The organism is Variovorax sp. PBL-H6, from assembly GCF_901827155.1.
Classification (GTDB): Bacteria; Pseudomonadota; Gammaproteobacteria; order Burkholderiales; family Burkholderiaceae_C; genus Variovorax.
Genome location: NZ_LR594659.1, coordinates 1,431,928 through 1,447,614, shown reverse-complemented (window position 1 = coordinate 1,447,614; position 15,687 = coordinate 1,431,928). Strand labels below are relative to the sequence as shown.

Sequence of the window (15,687 nt, the reverse complement as noted above, 5' to 3'; positions counted from 1 at the left end):
GCGGGGAGGGTGCCTGCCGAGAAGGTGGGCGCCGCAGTAGACTCGCACGCCCGCCCTTATCGGAAGACCGAGGGCGGGCGTTTCGTTTTTCAGGGGTTTGGAGGGATATGGAGAAACGCGTTCTTTTCAGGTCGGCCTGGTTGCCCTGGCTGCTGATCGCGCCGCAGATGGCGGTGATCCTGGTGTTCTTCTTCTGGCCGGCCAGCCAGGCCGTCTGGCAATCGATGCAAACCGAGGACGCCTTCGGCACCTCCACCGCCTTCGTCGGGCTGGAAAACTTCCAGACCCTGTTCGACGACCCCGCCTACATCGAGTCCTTCAAGGTCACCGCGCTGTTCTCGGTGCTGGTAGCCGGCAGCGGCATCGCGCTGTCGCTGGTGCTGGCAATCTTCGCCGATCGCATCCTGCGTGGCGCCCTGGTCTATAAGACCTTCCTGATCATTCCCTACGCCGTCGCGCCGGCCATTGCGGGCGTGCTGTGGGTGTTCATGTTCTCGCCCAGTATCGGCGTGGTGTCGTACTTCCTGCGCTACATGGGCATGGACTGGAACCACCTGCTCAATTCCAACCAGGCGCTCGCGCTGATCGTGGTAGCCGCCGTGTGGAAGCAGATCTCCTACAACTTCCTGTTCTTCCTGGCAGGCCTGCAGTCCATTCCCAAGGCGCTGATCGAAGCGGCCTCCATCGACGGCGCCGGGCCGCTGCGGCGCTTCGCCACCATCCAGTTCCCGCTGCTGTCGCCCACCACCTTCTTCCTGCTGGTGATCAACATCGTGTATGCCTTCTTCGACACCTTCGCGATCGTGCATGCCACCACCGAAGGAGGGCCGGGGCGCGACACCGCGATCCTGGTCTACAAGGTGTGGCACGACGGCTTCAAGGCGCTCGACCTGGGCGGCTCGGCCGCGCAATCCGTGGTGCTGATGGCGATCGTGGTCGTGCTGACGGTGATCCAGTTTCGCTACGTCGAAAAGAAGGTCCAGTACTGATGGCCCGCACCCTCACCCCGAACCGGATAAAGCACCATGGTTGAACGTCGCCCTGGCCTCACCGTCCTGTCGCACGTGGTGCTGCTACTTGGCATCGCCATCGTGGCCTTTCCCATCTACCTGGCCTTCATCGCGTCCACCCACACGCGCGACGCGATCCTGCGGGTGCCCATGCCGTTGCTGCCGGGCGGCCACATGCTCGAGAACTACAGCGCCGCCCTGCTCGGTGCCGACACCCAGGGCGCGCGCGTGGTGGTGGGCCGCATGATGTGGATCAGCCTGGTCACGGCGCTGGTCATCAGCATCGGCAAGATCGCGATCTCGCTGCTGTCGGCCTTCGCCATCGTGTACTTCCGCTTCCCGTTCAAGAAGATCGTCTTCTGGATGATCTTCGTGACGCTCATGCTGCCGGTGGAAGTGCGCATCCTGCCGACCTACAAGGTCCTGGCAGACCTCAACATGCTCAACACCTACGCGGGGCTGACGGTGCCGCTGATCGCATCGGCCACCGCCACTTTCCTGTTCCGGCAATTCTTCCTGAGCGTGCCCGACGAGCTGGTGGAAGCGGCACGCATGGACGGCGCCGGGCCGATGCGCTTCTTCAAGGACATCCTGGTGCCGCTATCGCAGACTTCCATCGCGGCGCTGTTCGTCATCCAGTTCATCTACGGCTGGAACCAGTACCTGTGGCCGCTCCTCGCCACCACGAGCGAGGACATGTACCCGGTGGTGATCGGCATCAAGCGAATGATCGCCTCGGGCGACGCCGCGGTGGACTGGAACCTGGTGATGGCCACGGCCATCCTGGCGCTGGTGCCGCCGGCGATCGTGGTGGTGCTGATGCAGCGCTGGTTCGTCAAGGGCCTCGTGGATACTGAAAAATAACCGGCAAAGAAGCAACGACGCAATGGCTGCCATCTCTCTTCGCAATGTCATCAAGCGCTACGGCCACGGGGCCAAGGCCAACCAGGTCATCCACGGCGTCTCGGCCGACGTCAAGGACGGCGAATTCGTCGTCATCGTCGGGCCCTCGGGCTGCGGCAAATCCACGCTCCTGCGCATGGTCGCGGGGCTGGAGGAAATCAGCGCCGGCGAGATCGCCATTGGCGACCGGGTGATGAACAACATCGAACCGGCCCAACGCGACATCGCCATGGTGTTCCAGAACTACGCGCTCTACCCGCACATGTCGAATTTCGACAACATGGCCTATGGGCTCAAGATCGCGAAGGTGCCCAAGGCGGAGATCAAGGCTCGCGTCGACAAGGCCGCCAAGATCCTCGAGCTCGGGCATCTGCTCGAGCGCAAGCCGCGCGAGCTTTCCGGCGGCCAGCGCCAGCGGGTGGCCATGGGCCGTGCGATCGTGCGGCAGCCGAAGGTCTTTCTGTTCGACGAGCCGCTGTCCAACCTGGACGCCAAGCTGCGCGCGCAGACCCGGCTGGAGATCCAGAAGCTGCATCGCGAGCTGGGCATCACCTCGCTCTTTGTCACCCACGACCAGGTCGAGGCGATGACGCTGGCGCAGCGCATCATCGTGATGAACGCCGGCGTGATGGACCAGTTCGGTACGCCCGAGGAGGTGTATGCGCGCCCAGCGACCACGTTCGTGGCCGGTTTCATCGGCTCGCCGCCGATGAACCTGCTCAAGCACGCGCCTGGCGTGCGCCCCGGGATGATCCTCGGCATCCGCCCGGAGCATCTCACGCTCGATACGGACGGCTGGTCGGTGCAGGTCGAGTACGTCGAACTGCTGGGCGCCGAGCGGCTGATCTACGGCCGCGTCGGCGACGAGCAGCTGGTAGTGCGCGCCGACGAAGGCCAGCCGGCGCCGGTCGCGGGCGACACGGTGAAGATCGCGGCGCGCCAGGACAAGCTGCACTGGTTCGATGCCGGCTCGGGCAAGCGCGCCGCATGAAAGCCTGGCCCTACCCTTTCTGGATCGCCCACCGCGGTGCCGGCAAGCTGGCGCCGGAAAACACGCTTGCAGCCTTTCGCCTGGGCGCCGAGCACGGCTACCGCATGTTCGAGTGCGATGCCAAGCTCAGCGCCGACGGCATTCCCTTTCTGCTGCACGACAGCACGCTCGAGCGCACCAGCAACGGCCGCGGCATCGCTGGTGAGCAGCCGTGGAGCGCGCTGGCTCAGCTCGATGCGGGCGCCTGGCATTCGCGCCGGTATGCCGGCGAGCCGCTGCCCACGCTCGAAGCGTTGATCCGCTTCTGCCTGGCCAACCGCTACCTCCTCGACATCGAGATCAAGCCTACGCCTGGCGCCGAGCGCCGTACAGGCGAAGCCGTTGCGCGGCTGGTGGCCAGACTCTGGGCGCATGCCGATCTCCCGGCTCCCTTGCTGACCTCCTTCGCCCCTGAATGCCTGGAAGGCGCGCTTGCAGCAGAGCCGGCGCTGCCGCGCGGCCTGCTGCTCGACACCCTGCGGGCGGGCTGGCTCGACACTGCCAGACGCCTCGACTGCGCAGCGATCGTCTGCAACTACGCCGTGTGGAACGCCGCCACGGTGCACCAGGTACATGCGGCCGGGATGCGTGCACTGAGCTACACCGTCAACGACGAGTCGGTGGCCGTCTGGCTGGCAGGCCTGGGAACCGACGGCATCGTCACCGACCGCGTCGACCGCTTCAGCCCCGCACGCTGATCGCGTGGGGCGGCCTGGGCCTCCGCAGTGCCCTTCTATCATCGGGCCATGAGCTGGATGCTTCGTCTCGCAATCCTGTTGCTGGCCGCCGTCCTCGGAAGCGCCGTTCTTGCGCAGGACGCCCAGGCGCCGCCGGAACCCACGGTAGCCGCCTTGCGGACCCAGCTCGACAGCATTCCCTCTTCGGTCGACAGCAATGCCGAGGTTCGCGAGTTGCTGGGCCGGATCAATGCCATTGGCGGCCAGGCAGACAAGTTCGTCGCATCCCGCACGGGTCCGCTCAACGACCTCAACGCACGCCTCGGCGAACTGGGCAACCCGCCGGCCGAGGGCGCGTCCCCCGAGGACCCGGACATCACCCGCCAGCGCGCCGCCCTGCTGAAGGAACGCAATGCGCTCGACGCCGACATCCGCCTGGCGCGCCTGATCACCGTCGACGCGCGGCAGCGCGGCAGCGAGCTGCTCTCGAAGCGCCGCAGGCTGTTCGAGGCCCAGCTCACCGAGCGCGCGCCTTCGCCGCTGGGGCGGCAATTCTGGTTCGACATCAGCGATGCATGGCCCGCCGACCTGGAGCGCCTGGCGAGCCTGCGCGGCGAGCTGCGCGCTGCGATCGACACCGCGATGGACCCGGCACATCGCGTCTCGGTACTGGCCAGCCTTGCAGCTGCGCTGCTGCTCGCACTCCTGGGCAACTGGGCAGCCGAACACGGGCTGGTTCGGCTGGCCGCGCGCGTGCTGCCGTCCGGACGGCTGCGCCGCTCGCTGCTGGTGATCGCGGTCGTGGGCGTCAACGTCCTGCTGATCGCGCTGGCAGCGCAGGTCGTGTTCGCCACGCTCGACCGCCACGGGATCCTCGGGCCGCAGATCCGCAAGCTGGCCCAGGCCGTGGTGCAGTCCACCATCTTCATCGCCTTCGTGGTCGGGCTGGGCCGCGCGCTGCTGTCCAACAAACGGCCCTCGTGGCGGCTGCCGCCCATCCCCAACACGATGGCGCGGCGGCTTGCGCCTTTCCCCTGGCTCACGGCCGTCATTGGGGTGCTGGTCTGGGTGCCGAGCCAGGTCAACGCGATCGTCGACGCCAGCTTCGCGGCCGTGGTTGCTACCCACGTGGTCACCGCGCTGGCGCTGACGGCGCTGATCGGCATGATGCTGCTGCGCCTGCACGAGCCCGCCGAAGCCGCGCTCGTCGAAGGTGCGAAGACGGAGGCGGCAGAGCCGCCGCCCGGCGATCCTGAGCGCCCGCTGTGGATCAGCTTCCTGCTGAGCGCCGTCGCGCTCGCGGTCATCGTGATCTGGGTGCTGGTGGGCGTCGGCTACGTCGCGCTGGCCAGCTTCCTGGCCAACCAGCTGACCTGGACCGGCATCGTCGCCTCGGCTTTCTACCTGCTCTTCAAGTTCGCGGACGACCTGTTCATGGCCACGGTGGCCTCGAAGAGCGAGCTTGGCCAGAAGCTGCAGAAGAGCTTCGGCTTTGCGCCGCGGACGCTGGACCAGGCCGCCGTGGTGCTTTCAGGGCTCGCCCGGGTCGCGCTCTTTTTCTACATGCTGATCGCGCTGGCCACGCCACTCGGGACGGGCCCCGGCGAGGTGTTCCAGCGCAGCGGCCAGTTCGGCACCGGTCTCAAGATCGGCGAGTTCCATCTGGTGCCTGGGGCCATCTTCAGTGCTGTCGCTGTGCTGGCCATTGGCTTCCTTGCCCTGCGCGTCTTCAAGAAGTGGCTGGAGGCCCGCTACTTGCCAGAAACCGCGCTCGAGCCCGGTATGCAGAGCTCGATTACCACGCTGCTCGGCTATGTAGGCGGCGCCGTGGTGATCGCGGTGGGCCTTTCAGCCCTCGGGATCGGCATCGAGCGCATCGCCTGGGTGGCGAGCGCGCTGTCGGTGGGTATCGGCTTCGGCCTGCAGGCGATCGTGCAGAACTTCATCTCGGGGCTGATCTTGCTGGCCGAGCGGCCGGTCAAGGTCGGTGACTGGGTGGTGCTGGGTACTGCCGAGGGCGACGTGCGGCGCATCAACGTGCGTGCCACCGAGATCCAGTTGGCCGACCGCTCCACGCTGATCGTGCCCAACTCCGAATTCATCACCAAGACCGTGCGCAACATGACCCTCACCAACGCCGAGGGCCGCTTGTTGATCAGGCTGCCGATGCCTCTGGCCACCGACGCCAAGCTGGCGCGCGAGCTGATGCTGTCGGCCTGCGCCGATCACGGTGGCGTGCTGGTGGCGCCTGCGCCCTCGGTCACGCTGGAGGGCATCGAGGGCGGCATGCTGATCTTCCAGGCCATCGCTTTCGTGCAGAGCCCGCGATTGGCCGGGGGCGTGCGCAGCGACGTTCTGTTCACCATGCTCGATCGCTTCAAGGAAGCGGGGCTGCCGCTGGTGGCGCCGGCCGTGGCGGCGCCCCAGGCCCCGGCGCCAGCGCCCGCGGCGCCCCCGCCCGTGCCGCCGCTGGCGCAGTGAGCGCGTCCGCCCGCCCTCAGCCGCGCCAGGCGCGCAGCAGCCACCACTGCGTGGTGCCGCAAACCACGACCAGGGCGGCATACGTCGCAATGCGCCCGTCGTGCCCGAAATAGACCAGGCCGGCGACCAGAACTGCCAGCCCGGCTGCGAAGGTGACGACGACCTGCACCCAAAGGCGGACGGCCGCGCTGCGCCCGTGCATGGCCAGGCGGAACAGGAGGGCAAGCACGAGGGCGACGCAGAATGCCGGCGCCATGAAGTTGAGCAAGTGGATCAGCAGGTCGAGCACAGACATGAGGGCAAGGGGGCGTTCAGGGGGTCATCCGTAGAGTGGACACACGCTGCTGGCGGTGGATTTTATAATCCTGGGTTATGTCAGTCTGGGCCCTCGGCTTGAACCACACGACCGCGCCACTCGACCTGCGCGGTCGCTTCGCGTTCGCCATCGACCAGATCGCTCCGACTTTGCAGAGCCTGCGCAGCTCCTTCGGGACCCACCGGCATCCGGACGTGGAAGCGGCCATCATCTCGACCTGCAATCGCACCGAGATCTACTGCGCCGCGGACCACCTCGCCCTCGATCACACGGTCGACTGGCTGGCCCAGAGCGGTGGCGTGGCGCCCGCCCTTCTGCGCTCCCATGCCTACACGCTGCACGACGACAAGGCGGCGCGCCACGCCTTCAGGGTGGCCAGCGGCCTCGACTCGATGGTGCTCGGCGAGGCCCAGATCCTCGGCCAGATGAAGGATGCGGTGCGCGCCGCCGAAACAGCGGGCGCGCTCGGCAGCACGCTGAACCAGTTGTTTCAGCGCTCCTTCGCTGTCGCCAAGGAAGTGCGCACCGCGACCGAAATCGGCGCCCACTCCATCAGCATGGCCGCTGCTGCAGTGCGCTTGGCGGCCCAGCTGTTCGAGGATCTGAAGCAGACCCGCGTGCTCTTTGTCGGCGCGGGCGAGATGATCGACCTGGCCGCGACGCACTTCGCCGCCAAGGAGCCGAAGTCCATTGTCATTGCCAACCGCACGCTGGAGCGCGGCGAAAGGCTGGCTTCGCGCTTCGGCGGGGAAGCCATGCGGCTGGCCGAGCTGCCGGCGCGCCTGGCCGAGTTCGACATCGTCGTGAGCTGCACCGCCAGCACGCTGCCGCTGATCGGCCTGGGCGCCGTCGAGCGCGCGCTCAAGCTGCGCAAGCACCGCCCGATGTTCATGGTGGACCTGGCCGTGCCGCGCGACATCGAAGTCGAAGTCAAGGCGCTCGAGGACATCTACCTCTACACCGTCGATGACCTCGCCCAGGTCGTGCAGCAGGGCCATGCCAACCGCCAGGCCGCTGTGGCCGAGGCCGAGGTGATCATCGACGCCGGGGTTCGAAGCTTCATGCACTGGCTGGACCAGCGCGGCAGCGTGCCGCTGATCCAGCAGCTCAACGCCCAGGCCGACGAATGGCGCGCCGCCGAACTAAGCCGCGCGCGCAAGCTGCTGGCCAAGGGCGAGCCGGTGGAAGCCGTGCTGGAGGCGCTGTCGCGCGGGCTCACACAGAAGCTGCTGCACGGCGCCATGGCCGAGTTGCATGCCGGCGATGCCACGGCACGCGAACACACGGCGCAGGCCATTTCGCGGCTGTTCCTGCGCAAAGAGCGTTAGCGGCGCTGCCCCGAAGCCGGCGATCCGACGCCGGACAGCCGAGCGCCTTTGCGTTCGGTACCCCGCTCCCGCATTTTGAAGACCCTTCAGTGAAACCCTTTCTCCGCCATCAACTCGAGCGCTACGCGCAACGCCTCGGCGAGCTCGACTTCCTGCTCTCGCGCGAGGACATCATGTCCGACATGACGCAGTACCGGAACATCTCGCGCGAGCATGCAGAGGTGACGCAGGTGGCGGGCCGCTATCAACGCTACCTCCAGCGCGAATCGGACCTGGCGGCCGCGCGCGAGATGCTGGACGACCCGGACATGGCCGAGATGGCAAGGGAAGAAATCGCCGGCGCCGAGGCCGAGCTGACTGCGCTGGAGGACGAGCTCCAGCGCCTGCTGCTGCCAAAGGACCCGGAGGACGCGCGGAACGCCTTCCTCGAAATCCGGGCGGGCACCGGCGGTGACGAGTCCGCGCTCTTTGCGGGCGACCTGCTGCGCATGTACACCCGCCATGCCGAGCGTGCCGGCTGGCGCTGCGAGATCGTGAGCGCCAGCGAAAGCGAACTGGGCGGCTTCAAGGAAGTGGTGGTGCGCGTGACCGGCGACGAGGTCTTCGGGCGGCTGCGCTTCGAGTCTGGCGGCCACCGGGTGCAGCGCGTGCCCGCGACCGAGACACAGGGCCGCATCCATACCAGTGCCTGCACGGTTGCCGTGCTGGCCGAGCCGGACGAGGCACAGGCAGTGCAGATCAACCCGGCCGACCTGCGCATCGACACCTATCGTGCCAGTGGTGCCGGCGGGCAGCACATCAACAAGACCGATTCGGCGGTGCGCATCACGCACATCCCGACCGGCATCGTGGCCGAGTGCCAGGACGACCGCAGCCAGCATCGCAACAAGGCCAAGGCGCTGCAGGTGCTGTCGGCGCGCATCCAGGAGAAGGAGCGCAGCGCGCGCGCCGCCAAGGACGCCGCCTTGCGCAAAGGCCTGATCGGCAGCGGTGACCGCAGCGACCGCATCCGCACCTACAACTTCCCGCAAGGGCGGCTCACGGATCACCGCATCAACCTCACGCTTTACAAGCTGCAGATGATCATGGAAGGCGACCTGGGTGAGGTGCTGGATGCTCTTCGCGCGGCCCGCGAGGCCGAGAAGCTGGCCGAGCTGGAAGCCAGCCTGCCAGCATGACACCCGAGGACGGCCGGCCGCCATCGACGGCGGCGCAGATGCTGGCCGCGGCCGCCGCGCTGGGCGTGGCGCGGCTCGACGCCCAACTGCTGCTTCTGCACGTGCTGGCGCGACCATCGGGCGACCGCGCCTGGCTGCTGGCTCACGATGCCGACATCCTGGCCGACAACGTGTGGCCGGCCTTCTCCTCGCTGTGCACGCGCCGGATGACTGGCGAGCCGGTGGCCTACCTCGTGGGCGAAAAGGAGTTTCATGGGCTTGGCCTGCAGGTCGATGCGCGCGTGCTGGTGCCGCGGCCCGACACCGAGACGCTGGTCGAGTGGGCGCTGCGATTGCTGCAGGGCCGCACGTCGCCCCGGGTGGTCGACCTGGGCACCGGCAGCGGTGCGATCGCGCTGGCGATCCAGCACGCACGGCCCGATGCCAAGGTGACGGCGATCGACCGCAGCCCCGATGCCCTTGCGGTGGCCCGCGGCAACGCGCAGCGCCTGGGGCTGGCGGTGCGCTTCGCCGAGGCCGATTGGCTGGAAGGCGCAGGCACGGATCTGGACCTGGTGGTTTCCAACCCGCCCTACGTCGCCGCCGGCGACCCGCACCTGGTCGCCCTGCGCCACGAACCCTCGAGCGCACTGGTGTCGGGCGCCGATGGGCTGGATGACATCCGCCGCATCGTCGAGGCCGCGCCTGGGCACCTGAGCAAGGGCGGCTGGCTGCTGCTCGAGCATGGCTACGACCAGGCTGCGTCGGTGCGCGCCTTGCTCGCGCGGCGCGGTTTCGCCGACGTGCAAAGCCGCGACGATCTGGCAGGCATCGCGCGCTGCTCGGGCGGGATCTGGCGCTCGGTGAAATAATCCGCCCAACTCATTTTTTGGAGAGGCCCATGTCCGACGTCCAGCAGCGCATCGACGATCTCGTCAAGACCAACGATCTCGTGCTCTTCATGAAGGGGAACGCCAGTTTCCCGATGTGCGGCTTCTCGGGCCGCGCGATCCAGATCCTCAAGGCCGTAGGCGTCGATACCCGCACGCTCAAGACTGTCAATGTGCTCGAGGACGAAGGCGTGCGCCAGGGCATCAAGGAATACAGCAACTGGCCGACCATTCCGCAGCTTTACGTCAAGGGCGAGTTTGTGGGCGGCTCCGACATCCTGATGGAGATGTACGAATCGGGTGAGCTGCAGCAAATTCTTAACGGCAGCCCCGCCTGAAGCGTTGCTCGCCCCCAGGTTGGCTCACTTCCTGTAGCCGCCCACCCCCTACCGGGGGCAACACCAGCGGCCCGGCAAAGCCGGTTCCGCGGTGTTTCACCAACGGGCCTCGCTTCGCGGGCCATGAGAGGGCATCGTGAGCCACGAACATTCGGATCATGATCACAATGACGCCGCATGGAAGCATGATGGCGTGCGGGTGATTCCCGGCAACCAGCTCGACGCGAACACCGCACAGACGCCCGGTATGAACCGGGCCGCGGCGATCAACTTCGCGCGGGTCGGCGCCCAGAAGCTCTGGGCCGGCACGGTGACCATCCATCCCGATGCGAAGACCGGCGCCCACCACCACGGCCATCTTGAATCCGTGATCTACGTGGTGCGCGGGCGTGCCCGGATGCGCTGGGGCGAACATCTGGAGTTCACGGCCGAGGCCGGCCCGGGTGACTTCATCTACGTGCCGCCCTACGTGCCGCACCAGGAGATCAACGCCAGCCCGACGGAGGCGCTCGAGTGCGTGCTGTGTCGAAGCGATGGTGAGGCCGTGGCCATCAACCTCGACATCCAGCCGGTCGAGAAGCCCGAATCGGTGCTCTGGGTCGACCCGACGCATCCCCACGGCGGCGTCTGACCCGCTTAAAAGCCCTCGAAGCGAGAAAACCTGGACAACCGCCGACACCGGGCACGGCTTATGCTGTGTCGAAGTGTGATCGAACGGAGGTCTGCCAATGGATTCCCGCCCATCCCGCGAGCTGGCTGCTGCGTCTGGCTCATCTTTTCAGTTGCCGGTCGCGCATCTGCGCAGTGTGTTCCGCACGCACGATGTCGAGCGCAAGCTCGCCAAGCTGCCAGACCGCGACCACGAGCACCTGCGCACCACTTACGAACGCATGCTCGAACGCGGCCCGGAGCGCTTCCAGGTCAAGCCCAGCGGCGTTCCCGAGATGGCCGCGCTCTACGCCGAGCTGCCGAACTTCACCGAGGTGCTCGACGATGTGCGGCGCCACGTCGCGCTGGCGCAGGACAGCCGCGACGGGCTCGAGGTCACGCCCATGCTCCTGCTGGGCCCGCCCGGCATTGGCAAGACCCATTTCGCCAAGCGACTGGCCGAGCTGCTGGGCACTGGCATGTCGCTCGTCCCGATGAGCTCGATGACCGCCGGCTGGCTGCTCTCGGGTGCCTCCTCGCAGTGGAAGGGCGCCAAGCCCGGCAAGGTGTTCGAGGCCCTGGTCGACGGCCAGTACGCCAACCCGGTGATGGTGATCGACGAGATCGACAAGGCCGGCGCCGATGTGCAGTACGACCCGCTGGGCGCGCTCTACGGCCTGCTGGAGCACGACACTGCCCATGCCTTCGTCGACGAGTTCGCGGAGGTGCCGATCGACGCCAGCCAGGTGATCTGGGTCACGACCGCGAACGACGTCCGCGGTATTCCCGAGCCCATCCTCAATCGCATGAACGTGTTCGAGATCGATGCGCCGTCGCCCGAGGCGGCCCGGCAGATCGCGCGCCAGCTCTACGCGTCGATCCGCAACGCGCACGACTGGGGCCGGTTGCTGGCCGACGAACCGCGGGACGACGTGCTCGACCACCTCGCCACGGTGGCGCCGCGTGAGATGCGGCGTGCGCTGATGACAGGCTTCGGCAATGCCCGGCTGGCAGCGCGGGAGGAGGTGCGTGTCGAGGATTTGCCGCGCGCGGGACCGGGGCGCAGTCGGATCGGTTTCGTGCAGTAGGCGGTCGCGCGGCGCTTCAGCGCCGCCGGTCCGGACGGCCGCTCATGGCACTATCTCGGTCTTCCCGACCCGCCCATGACGCTGACCCAAAGCCTTCTCATCATCGCCCTACTGATTGCGACCAGCGCCTTCTTCTCCCTGGCGGAGATCTCGCTGGCCGCCTCGCGCCGCCTGCGGCTGCGGCAGATGGCCGACGAGGGCGATGCGCGTGCCGAGCGCGTGCTGCGCATCCAGGAGCAGCCGGGCCACTACTTCACCGTGGTGCAGATCGGGCTCAATGCGGTCGCTATCCTGGGCGGCGTGGTCGGCGAAGGCTCGCTGAGCCCCTACTTCGCGAAGTTGTTCGAGCTCTGGTTCACGGTCGAGACTTCGCAGACTGCGGCCTTCCTGGCTTCTTTCGTCACGATCATCGCGGTGTTCCTGGTCTTCGCCGATCTGTTTCCCAAGCGCTTGGGCATGAACGATCCGGAACGCCTGGCGATGCGCATGGTCGGGCCGATGCAGGTGCTGATCACGGTGATGAAGCCGCTGGTGTGGCTCTTTACGCAGTGCACCGACCTGCTCTTCAAGCTCCTGGGCATGCCCATGCAGCGCGACGACAAGATCACCTCCGCCGACATCCTGGCCATGACCGAGGCCGGCGCCCGCGCCGGGATCCTGGCCGTGCGCGAGCAGCAGGTGATCGCCAACGTGTTCGAGCTCGACACGCGCCTGGTCAGCAGCGTGATGACGTCGCGCGATCGCATCGCCTGGTTCCACAAGGACGACCCCGAGGCGGTGCTGCGCGCGCGCATCGTGGCCGAGCCCTACTCGGCCTATCCGGTGTGCGACGGCGACATCGACCATGTGCTGGGCTACGTGGACGCCAAGGACATGTTCCAGCGCGTGCTCAGCGGCCAGCCGCTGGCCTTCGGCCAGGGCTTGCCGCTGCACAAGGCGCTGATCATCCCCGACCGGCTGTCGCTCACGGAGGTGCTGGAGCAGTTTCAGCAGGCGCACGAGGACTTCGCGATCATCGTCAACGAGTACGCGCTGGTGGTGGGCGTGATCACCCTCAACGACGTGATGAGCACTGTGATGGGCGACCTGGTCGGCGTGCAGGACGAGGAGCAGCAGATCGTTCGTCGTGACGAGAACTCGTGGCTGATCGACGGCGTGACGCCCATCCAGGACGTGCAACGTGCCCTCGCCATCGACGAGCTGCCGCACGCCGAGGAGTACGAGACCCTGGCCGGCTTCCTGATGGTGATGTTGCGCCGCGTGCCCAAGCGCACCGACAGCGTGAGCTGGGGCGGCTTCACTTTCGAGGTGATGGACGTGGACAGCCACCGTATCGACCAGGTGATGGTCACGCGCGGTGGCGCGGTCGCCGCCACGCCGGCAGCCTGAATCTAGCCGCGGTCGTCTCGCCGGTCGTTGAAGACCCAGAGCCGCTGGTTGGAGAACACCGCGTTCGGATAGGGTGCCTTGCCGCGGCTGCCGTTGTAGCGCCCCAGCGTCATGAACAGGTCGCCGGCTTCGCGGTCGAGATAGTGACGCAGGATCACGCAGCCGAAGCGCAGGTTGGTCTGCATGTGGAACAGCTTGGACGAATCGCCATCGCCGATCACGCGGGTCCAGAAGGGCATCACTTGCATGAGGCCGCGGGCCCCCGCGCTCGACACGGCGAACTTGCGGAAGTTGCTTTCGACCTGGACGAGACCGAGCACCAGGCTGACCTCCAGGCCTGCTCGCTTGCTCTCGTACCACACGGTCTGGAGGAACTCGATGCGCTCCTGGTGCCCGGGAATCTTCTTCTTGAGGCGTTCGCTCATTTCGCCCAGCCAGCGAAGATGGGCCAGGCGCGACGCGGTGTCCTTGAACTCCGGCTTCGGCGGCGCGCTGCTGCGGATGGCGGCGCTCAGGGCATTGCGCACCGAGTCGATCAAAGGCTCTTCGATCTGCGCCCCGGCATGGGCCTGGCCGGGCAGCAGTGGCAGGGCTGCGGCGGCGGCTCCGGCCAGCAGGTACGAACGCCGCGTCAGTCTCATGCGGCGGCTAGCTTGCCCTTGACAAAGGCAGCGATGTCCGCCGCCGACACCTTGGTGGCGGCGGTATCGCGGCGCTGCTGGTATTCGTACTGGCCTTCCTTGATGCCGCGATCGGAGATCACGATGCGGTGCGGCACGCCGATCAGTTCCCAGTCGGCAAACATGGCGCCGGGACGCTCGCCGCGGTCGTCGAGCAGCACGTCCACGCCGGTCGCGAGCAGTTCCTCGTACAGAGACTCCGCGGCCTGCTTGACCTCGGCACTGCGGTCCATGCCGATCGGGCAGAGCACCACGGTGAAGGGCGCGATGGCGTCGGGCCAGATGATGCCGCGCTCGTCGTTGTTCTGCTCGATCGCCGCCGCCGGCAGGCGCGTGATACCGATGCCGTAGCAGCCCATCTCGAGGAACTGGGGCTTGCCGGCCTCATCCAGGAAGGTGGCATTCATCGGCTTGCTGTACTTGGTGCCGAGCACGAACACATGGCCGATCTCGATGCCCCGCTCGATCGCAAGCACGCCCTTGCGGTCGGGCGAGAGGTCGCCGGCGACCACGTTTCGGATGTCGGCCACGAGGTCGGGCTCGGGCAGATCCCGGCCCCAGTTCACGCCGGTCATGTGGAAGTCGACTTCATTGGCGCCCGTGATCCAGTCGGCCATGACTGCCACCTCGCGGTCGGCGACCAGCTTGACCGGCTGCTTCAGGCCGAGCGGGCCGAGGTAGCCGGGCTTGCAGCCGAAGTGCGCATCGATTTCGGCGCTGGTTGCAAAGCGGAAGCCGTGGTCCAGGCCCGGCACCTTGCTCACCTTGATCTCGTTCATCTCGTGGTCGCCGCGCACCAGCAGCAGCCAGACCTGCGAGCCCTCGACGCGGCCATCGGCGCCGAGCTTGTCGGTGGCCAGCACAAGCGACTTGACGGTGGTCGAGAGCGGCACGCCCAGCAACTCGGCCACCTCCTCGCACGTGGCCTTGCCCGGGGTGGGGGTCTTTGCCAGCGGCTGGGCGGGCGAGGGCCGCGGACCGGCGGGCGCCAGCGCCTCGGCCTTTTCCATGTTGGCCGCGTAGTCGCTGCCTGGGCAATAGACGATCGCATCCTCGCCGGTGGCGGCGATCACCTGGAATTCCTGGCTGACGTCGCCGCCGATGGCGCCGCTGTCCGCCGCCACCGCCCGATAGCGCAGGCCGAAGCGGTCGAAGATCCGGCGGTACGCGTCCGCCATGACCTTGTAGCTCGCCTTGGCGCTGTCGAGGTCCCGGTCGAAGCTGTAGGCGTCCTTCATGATGAATTCGCGCCCGCGCATCAGGCCGAAGCGCGGACGCCGCTCGTCGCGGAACTTGGTCTGGATCTGGTAGAAATTCTTAGGGAGCTGCTTGTAGCTGCGGATCTCCTGGCGGGCGATGTCGGTGACGACCTCTTCGCTGGTCGGTTGCACGACGAAACTGCGCTCATGCCGGTCCTTGATGCGCAGCAGCTCGGGGCCATAGGCCTGGAAACGGCCGCTCTCCTGCCACAGCTCGGCAGGCTGCACCACCGGCATCGTGAGCTCGACGGCGCCCGCGCGGTTCATCTCTTCGCGCACGATGGCCTCGACCTTGCGGATCACGCGCAGGCCGAGCGGCATGTAGGTGTAGATGCCGGTGCCCAGCTTCTTGATCATGCCGGCGCGCATCATCAACCGGTGGCTCGCGACCTCGGCATCCGCCGGCGCTTCCTTGAGGGTAGAGATAAAGAATCGGGAAGCTTTCATCGTCGCGGAGGAGGAATCCAGTTAGAGCAGAGGGGATGAGGCGCCC

General features: G+C 67.1%; 15 protein-coding genes. 12 read left to right on the top strand and 3 right to left on the bottom strand.

Annotation, left to right across the window (positions count from 1 at the left end; genetic code table 11):
• Positions 1 to 107 precede the first annotated feature (107 nt).
• From ugpA to G3W89_RS06830, 5 genes are read left to right on the top strand one after another with little or no spacing between them, the layout of a single operon-like run.
• Positions 108 to 989, top strand: coding sequence for a sn-glycerol-3-phosphate ABC transporter permease UgpA (ugpA, locus tag G3W89_RS06850; protein WP_162573383.1), 882 nt, complete (start codon positions 108 to 110; stop codon positions 987 to 989).
• A 36-nt stretch (positions 990 to 1,025) separates the two neighbouring features.
• Positions 1,026 to 1,874: a sn-glycerol-3-phosphate ABC transporter permease UgpE gene (gene ugpE / locus G3W89_RS06845; RefSeq protein WP_162573382.1), complete on the top strand. Its 849-nt coding sequence runs from the start codon at positions 1,026 to 1,028 to the stop codon at positions 1,872 to 1,874.
• A gap of 22 nt (positions 1,875 to 1,896) precedes the next feature.
• Positions 1,897 to 2,904 carry a sn-glycerol-3-phosphate ABC transporter ATP-binding protein UgpC gene (gene ugpC, locus G3W89_RS06840; RefSeq protein WP_162573381.1) on the top strand — a complete coding sequence of 336 codons (1,008 nt, stop codon included), beginning with the start codon at positions 1,897 to 1,899 and terminating at the stop codon, positions 2,902 to 2,904.
• Entirely contained in the window at positions 2,901 to 3,641 is a 741-nt protein-coding gene (gene ugpQ / locus G3W89_RS06835) for a glycerophosphodiester phosphodiesterase (protein ID WP_162573380.1), read from the top strand. Before ugpC ends, ugpQ begins: the two co-directional genes overlap by 4 nt.
• A gap of 57 nt (positions 3,642 to 3,698) precedes the next feature.
• Positions 3,699 to 6,101 carry a DUF3772 domain-containing protein gene (locus G3W89_RS06830; RefSeq protein ID WP_232076375.1) on the top strand — a complete coding sequence of 801 codons (2,403 nt, stop codon included), beginning with the start codon at positions 3,699 to 3,701 and terminating at the stop codon, positions 6,099 to 6,101.
• A 16-nt stretch (positions 6,102 to 6,117) separates the two neighbouring features.
• Here the strand turns inward: G3W89_RS06830 and G3W89_RS06825 are convergent, their stop codons facing one another.
• Positions 6,118 to 6,396 carry a hypothetical protein gene (locus G3W89_RS06825; RefSeq protein ID WP_162573378.1) on the bottom strand — a complete coding sequence of 93 codons (279 nt, stop codon included), beginning with the start codon at positions 6,394 to 6,396 and terminating at the stop codon, positions 6,118 to 6,120.
• A 77-nt stretch (positions 6,397 to 6,473) separates the two neighbouring features.
• Between G3W89_RS06825 and hemA the strand changes: the two genes are divergently transcribed.
• From hemA to G3W89_RS06790, 7 genes are all read left to right on the top strand, one after another.
• Positions 6,474 to 7,745, top strand: a complete 1,272-nt coding sequence (hemA, locus tag G3W89_RS06820; protein ID WP_162573377.1) for a glutamyl-tRNA reductase — start codon at positions 6,474 to 6,476, stop codon at positions 7,743 to 7,745.
• 89 nt (positions 7,746 to 7,834) lie between these two features.
• A complete protein-coding gene (prfA, locus tag G3W89_RS06815; protein WP_162573376.1) occupies positions 7,835 to 8,923 on the top strand; it encodes a peptide chain release factor 1 in 1,089 nt (362 codons plus the stop codon).
• Entirely contained in the window at positions 8,920 to 9,774 is an 855-nt protein-coding gene (gene prmC / locus G3W89_RS06810) for a peptide chain release factor N(5)-glutamine methyltransferase (RefSeq protein ID WP_162573375.1), read from the top strand. Before prfA ends, prmC begins: the two co-directional genes overlap by 4 nt.
• 29 nt (positions 9,775 to 9,803) lie before the next feature.
• Positions 9,804 to 10,130 carry a Grx4 family monothiol glutaredoxin gene (gene grxD, locus G3W89_RS06805; RefSeq protein ID WP_162573374.1) on the top strand — a complete coding sequence of 109 codons (327 nt, stop codon included), beginning with the start codon at positions 9,804 to 9,806 and terminating at the stop codon, positions 10,128 to 10,130.
• Positions 10,131 to 10,266: 136 nt separating this feature from the next.
• Complete coding sequence (locus tag G3W89_RS06800; RefSeq protein ID WP_197893531.1) at positions 10,267 to 10,761, top strand: cupin domain-containing protein; 495 nt, start codon at positions 10,267 to 10,269, stop codon at positions 10,759 to 10,761.
• A 97-nt stretch (positions 10,762 to 10,858) separates the two neighbouring features.
• Positions 10,859 to 11,866 carry an AAA family ATPase gene (locus tag G3W89_RS06795; protein ID WP_162573373.1) on the top strand — a complete coding sequence of 336 codons (1,008 nt, stop codon included), beginning with the start codon at positions 10,859 to 10,861 and terminating at the stop codon, positions 11,864 to 11,866.
• A gap of 75 nt (positions 11,867 to 11,941) precedes the next feature.
• Positions 11,942 to 13,255 (top strand): hemolysin family protein, encoded by a 1,314-nt coding sequence (locus G3W89_RS06790; RefSeq protein WP_162573372.1) that lies wholly within the window; start codon positions 11,942 to 11,944, stop codon positions 13,253 to 13,255.
• A gap of 2 nt (positions 13,256 to 13,257) precedes the next feature.
• Here G3W89_RS06790 and G3W89_RS06785 read toward each other — a convergent pair whose 3' ends face one another.
• The gene (locus tag G3W89_RS06785; RefSeq protein WP_162573371.1) at positions 13,258 to 13,896 is read right to left on the bottom strand and encodes a lytic transglycosylase domain-containing protein; all 639 of its coding nucleotides are present in this window, start codon (positions 13,894 to 13,896) and stop codon (positions 13,258 to 13,260) included.
• Entirely contained in the window at positions 13,893 to 15,641 is a 1,749-nt protein-coding gene (locus tag G3W89_RS06780; protein WP_162573370.1) for a proline--tRNA ligase, read from the bottom strand. Before G3W89_RS06780 ends, G3W89_RS06785 begins: the two co-directional genes overlap by 4 nt.
• Positions 15,642 to 15,687 lie beyond the last annotated feature (46 nt).